The 4004-nt window shown below is 73.7% G+C and carries 3 protein-coding genes; 1 reads left to right on the top strand and 2 read right to left on the bottom strand.

Going from position 1 to position 4004, the window contains the following annotated elements:
• Positions 1-493 precede the first annotated feature (493 nt).
• Both ACPC54_RS13860 and ACPC54_RS13855 read right to left on the bottom strand, forming a co-directional pair.
• On the bottom strand, positions 494-1504 hold the full coding sequence (locus ACPC54_RS13860; protein WP_498964632.1) for a quinone oxidoreductase family protein: 1011 nt from the start codon (positions 1502-1504) through the stop codon (positions 494-496).
• Positions 1505-1766: 262 nt separating this feature from the next.
• Positions 1767-2855 carry a ThiF family adenylyltransferase gene (locus ACPC54_RS13855; protein ID WP_498964630.1) on the bottom strand — a complete coding sequence of 363 codons (1089 nt, stop codon included), beginning with the start codon at positions 2853-2855 and terminating at the stop codon, positions 1767-1769.
• 324 nt (positions 2856-3179) lie between these two features.
• Between ACPC54_RS13855 and ACPC54_RS13850 the strand changes: the two genes are divergently transcribed.
• Entirely contained in the window at positions 3180-3821 is a 642-nt protein-coding gene (locus tag ACPC54_RS13850; RefSeq protein WP_498964628.1) for a M48 metallopeptidase family protein, read from the top strand.
• Positions 3822-4004: the final 183 nt, after the last annotated feature.

The raw sequence follows: 4004 nt of genomic DNA, 5'->3' as shown, positions 1-4004 counted from the left end.
ACCCCCCCCCCCCCCGCCCCGCCTGCGCCGCGGCGCCCGCGGGCCGGTGGGGCGGGGCCCCCCGGTGGTTGCCCCCCCCCCCCCCCCCCCCCGGCGCCCCCCCCGGGCCGTGGGGGCGTGCTCCCGCCCTCCCGGCGGCTCTCCCGGTCGCGGGGCTCATCCTGGCCCCGTGGGGTCGATCGGACCGCGGACTGGCCCGGCCATCGGCTCGGCTGGCCGGGGCGTGCCCGTGGTGCCGTGGAGCGGTCCGGTGGCTGCCGAGCCGTGCAGCCGCCGGGACCGCGCCCGTCGTACCTCCTGAACTCCGGCCTCGGTACTGGTGAGCCAGGTCTCGACCGAGGGATCTTGAAGGGGCGTGACCCGGTTACGCCGGAAACCCGCCAGAACTTGATCTTGGCCTGCTGGGTGCCTGGCGCTGTCGGGGATCTTGGCGATGACGGTCGGCCATGCCTTCGACATCTCAGTCTTCGATCCCCGACCTCGTCACCCGCGCTCAGCTCTGCGTCTCCTCGCGGCGTCCAACAGCGGCCGCATCGGGTATGACGAGCAGCTTGCCCGTGGTACGCCGAGCCTCCAGATCGCTGTGGGCCTGGGCGGCCTCGGACAATGCGTAGCGGCCCGTTACGGTGACCTCAAGCTCCTTGGAGCGCACCCACTCGAACACATCGGCGGCCCGTCGGAGCAGTTCGGACCGATCGGCGATGAAGTCCCCGAGGCTGGGCCGGATCAGGGTCAGCGAACCGCCGTGGGCGAGCCGAATCGGATCAAACGGAGGCACGGCACCACTTGCCGCGCCGAAGAGCACGAGATGGCCGCGGGTTCGCAGGCTGGCGAGGCTCGCATCGAAGGTGTGCGCGCCGACGCCGTCGAAGACGACCGGCAGTCCCTGACCGCCGTTGAGCCGCCTCACCTCGGCTGCGAGATCGTCGACCGCGGAGGAAAGGATCACCTCGGCGGCCCCGGCACGCTTCGCCAGCTCGGCCTTCCCCGTGGTCGACGTCGTGCCGATCACCCTGCCGCCGAGATGGGTGATGAGCTGGGTCAAAAGCAGCCCCATGCCACCAGCAGCCGCGTGTACGAGCACCGTGTCGCCGCCCTGAACCGGGTAGGCGTCCTTGACGAGATAGTGCGCGGTCATGCCTTGGAGGAGCACGGCGGCGGCTGTCTCGAAGTCGATGTCGTCGGGCAGCGGCACCAGCCGGGAGGAGTCCACGACGGCCCGCTCGGCATACGTGCCGGGAAGCTCCACCCAACCGACCCGGTCCCCGACTGCGACGTCAACGACGCCGGGTCCAACTTCGACGACCGTGCCGGCACCCTCAGCACCAGGGGTGAAGGGCAGCGGGAGGCTGTACCGGCCTTCGCGGTGGTACACATCGAGGAAGTTGACCCCGGATGCGGCGACCTCCACGATCGCCTCGCCCGGACCCGGCCGCGGCTGGTCCACCTCGGCCTCCTGCAGCACCTCGGGACCGCCCACTTCGTACACCTGAATCGCTCGCATGGCCCTCCTCCTAATAGCGGCTCACCCGCCATCAACCCCGTTGATGGCGACCCGATTCCAGGCCGGCAGACCAGCCCGCCGCCCCGCCGAGATCCGCCTCGTGCGCGACACCTGGCGCTGCGCGTCCACGACGGTGCGTTCTCCGCGATGGACCTCACCGCCCGCCACCCGCGCACCGGCGAACTGCTGTCCACCGTGGGATCGTTCTCACCGATAACCGCTGTACCGACGCTTCCCGAGGCCGAACTCCTCCTCGTCTCCGTCAGCCCGGGGGCAGCGGCTGCCACAGGCAGCCGCAGTCCGGGTGTCCGCGCAGCCGCAGGCGCCGTGGCATGCCGTCCCCGGCCGACACCTCGCACCAGCCGTCGACGCTCGGCGGCCGCCCGCCGTCCAGGTAGACCTGGACGTGGAGTGCCGCGAGGCCGGCGACGACCGTCGCCAGGGCCGTGTCGCAGGCCGGGGTGCGGGCCCGGCCGGGCCCGTTCTGGGCCAGCTGGGCCAGGACCCGCGGCCAGGCGGCGTCCTCGTCCTCCCTGCGCAGCACCAGGCAGTGCCCACAGGCCGACATCCCGGGGATCACCAGCGGCCCGATGATGCCGAACTCCTCGACCACGCCCACGTACAGGTGCGGCACTCCGGCCCGCAGCAGCAGCCGGGCCTCGTACGTCCCGCCCGCGAAGGCGGCGCTGCCGTCCCGTGGTGCGAGCACCACGAAGTCGGGCGGTGTCCCGCCGGATTTTCGGCGCGGCGCGGGCAGCAGGGGCCGGGCGGAGGCTCGTTGGACCGCCTCCCGGGCGGCCGTGGAGCGCAGCCGTCCGACGTCCTTGGGCGGGACGCCCGCGGGGGAGCAGTCGCCGGGGAGCACCCGTCCGCCGTCCGCCACGGTGACCGTTCCGGTGCCGCCGGCGGCGAGGACCGCCGCCACGGCGGCGCCGACGCGCCCCGCGCCGCGGACCTCGATCCGCAGGTCGGCCCGGCGGGCCAGGACGGTCGGTGCGGCGCCGGGGCCGGAGTGGACGAGGGAGAGCGAGGCGAGGTCCGGCCCGAGCTGGTCCCGGTGTGCTTTCGGGAAGCGTTCGAGCGCGTGGCCGGACGCTTCCGCGTCGTCCAGCAGCCCGGTCTCCTCCAGTTCGGTGAGGAGGGCGGCGGCGGGTTCGCGGCCGAGGCCGATCCGTTCGCCGGCGTCCAGGAGTATCGGTCGGTCGCGCGTGCCGTCGAGCAGCGCGAGGAAGGCGCAGAGCGTCTTGTCGGCGTTGCCGAGCACGCCGGCGAACCGGGTGACGGTGCCGAACTGCAGGGTCTCGGAGTCCCGCCAGCTGCGGGACAGGGCGGGCTTCAGGGCAAGGCGCACGGCGATCTTCCTTCCGATCGTTTCCGGACGGCTGACCGCAGCTAACACCATCGGGCCGACGTCGTGCGGAAAGTTATCCACAGGCCCGGAGTCATGATCACATGATTCGTTCGCGAGCCCTGTGGATAACTTTCGATCCCCCCGGGCGTCGATTTCCGGACACTCTTTGTCGACCTTTCGTTCCCGATCACTCCATGAAAGATTTCGGCCTGGGCACCGGACTTCTGTCGGCGGTAGCGGGTAACGTCGGGTGGCATGGCAGCCGAGCGGGACTCCCATCCACCGGCGTCGCGTCGGCGTGCCCGTGCAGCGTCCGGGTCGCAAGTGGCGGCGCCGAGCACGCGCGGGCGCCCGGACCAGGAGCAGCAGACGGGGGCCGGGCCCGCCGAGCCGTACGACCGCGGCCGGGTCGAGGTCCGCCGCAGTGCCCGCCGCAGCCGGACGGTGTCGGCCTACCGGGAGGGCGACCGCACGGTGGTGCTGATCCCGGCGCGGATGTCGCACGCCGAGGAGCAGCGCTGGGTGGCGCAGATGCTGGAGAAGCTCGCGGCCCAGGAGAAGCGGCGGGTCCTCGGTGACGATGCCCTGATGGCGCGGGCCCGTGAGCTGTCGGCGGCCTACCTGGGCGGCGCTGCCCAGCCGGTGCAGGTCCGCTGGGTGACCAATCAGAACTCGCGCTGGGGCTCGTGCACCCCGGGCGAGGGGACGATCCGGCTGTCGCACCGGTTGCAGGGGATGCCGGAGTACGTCCTGGACTACGTGCTGCTGCACGAGCTGGCGCACCTGCTGGTGCCGGACCACGGGTCGGCGTTCTGGGCGCTGCTGGAGGCCTATCCGCGGACGGAGCGGGCCCGCGGCTATCTGGAGGGTGTGGTGTCGGCGGCCCGCCTGCCGCACATTCCGGGGGCCCGGAGCTCGGGCCCGGCGGTGGAGCCGGGGGTGGAGCAGGCGGGTTCCTGCGGCTGAGCGCCCGGGTGCCGGGCGGCGGCCGGGCGGCGGGGAGACGACAGGACGAGGGGCGCGGGCCCCCCCGGCCCCCCCCCCCCCGCCGGGGGGGGGGGGCCGCGGGGGGGCGGCGGGCGCCCGGGGCCGGGGCCCGCGGCCGCGGGGCCGGTTGGACGGGGCGGGCGGAGGAGGGGAGACACCGCC

The sequence above is a fragment of the Kitasatospora sp. NPDC094028 genome (genome assembly GCF_049543595.1).
Classification (GTDB): domain Bacteria; phylum Actinomycetota; class Actinomycetes; order Streptomycetales; family Streptomycetaceae; genus Kitasatospora.
The sequence above is the reverse complement of the archived record's forward strand: the minus strand, read 5'-3'. Positions and strand labels throughout refer to the sequence as shown.

What these genes read in the sequence shown, in the direction of transcription:
- ACPC54_RS13860 (WP_498964632.1), bottom strand. Translation starts at nt 1,504, where the DNA reads ATGCGAGCGATTCAGGTGTACGAAGTGGGCGGTCCCGAGGTGCTGCAG.